Source organism: Streptomyces sp. HSW2009, assembly GCF_040240285.1.
In the GTDB taxonomy this organism is placed as follows: Bacteria; Actinomycetota; Actinomycetes; order Streptomycetales; family Streptomycetaceae; genus Streptomyces.
Genome location: NZ_JBEHZD010001035.1, coordinates 1 through 1126 on the forward strand (window position 1 = coordinate 1; position 1126 = coordinate 1126).

A 1126-nucleotide genomic window follows, 5' to 3' on the forward strand; every position below is an offset into this window, starting at 1 on the left:
CCCCCCCCCCCGCGCCGCCCCCGCCCCGGGCCCCGGCCGGCCGGGCCCCCCCCCGCCCGGCTCGGTGGCCTGCTGGTCGGCAGCCGTGCGCTCGTGCAGATGGCGGCAAAGGGCCCGGTCGAGGCGGTTCAGCACCCCGGTGAGTTCGGGCTCGTCGTGCGCGGCCTCGCGGAAGCTGCCGAGTACGGCGGCGACGGTGCCGAGCGCGCCGATGCCGTGCCCGCGGACGTCGCCGATGACGATCCGTACGCCGTGTGGCGTGGCCAGCACCTCGTACAGGTCGCCCCCGACGACGGCGCCCCGGCTCGCCGACAACTGGCCGCCGGCGATGGCGAGTTGTTCAAGGCGGGGCGGGAGCGGGCGGAGCAGGGTCCGTTGGGCGGCGACGGCCACCGCCTGGGTGCGGTCGAGTTCCTTGAGCAGCCGGAGCCGGCGCCGGTTGGTCAACCCACAGGCGACCAGCACGGAGACGACGGCGGCGCAGCTACCCAGCGGCGCGGTGGCGGTCTCGTGCGGGCGACAGACGGCGATGACGGCCAGGGCGGCGAGCGCCCCGAGCCCGCCGGTCAGCACCCGGCTGCATCTGCCACCGAGGGCGAGGGCGAGTACGGGTGCCGCGGCGAGCAGCGGTTCGAGCCGCGGCCCGGGCGGGTCCGCCAGCTCCCAACCCAGCACGGCGAGCACCCAGAGGGTCGGCAGAACGAGCGCCAGCACCTGTGGGGCTCGTGACGCCGCCGTGAACATGGCGCGCAGCGCCTTGGTTCCGATCATCCACCGGCCCCCCTAGCAGCGCATCAGGTGGTCGGTCGGCCCCTGGCCCTTGCATGCGGTGGAGGTGCACGACCGGGACGATTGTGGCGACCATCCACCGGGGGTTGACTGAGTACGCTCCGCTTCTCACTCCTTCGGGTGAGCGGGCCCCAGGTGGCGCATGATCGGTGAGCACATACGCCCGAAATCCCACCGCGCCCCGCACAGCCGCGCGAGCGCCGGCCCGCCGCAGGTCACGCGCCGTGCCCCCGGCCCTGTCGCTTTTACGCCTCTCCGCGCCCACGAGACGGACTCCGGGGGGGGGGGGGGGGGTGGGGGGGGTTAAAAAAAGAGGGGGGGGGGGGGGGGGGGGGGG

1 protein-coding gene is annotated in these 1126 nt (G+C 75.5%); it reads right to left on the reverse strand.

Features of this window, described 5'->3' with window-relative positions; genetic code table 11:
- Positions 1-771 (reverse strand): PP2C family protein-serine/threonine phosphatase (locus AAHZ94_RS34405; RefSeq protein ID WP_349997603.1); only part of this gene is annotated, 771 nt, incomplete at its 3' end.
- Between the last annotated feature and the right edge of the window lie 355 nt (positions 772-1126).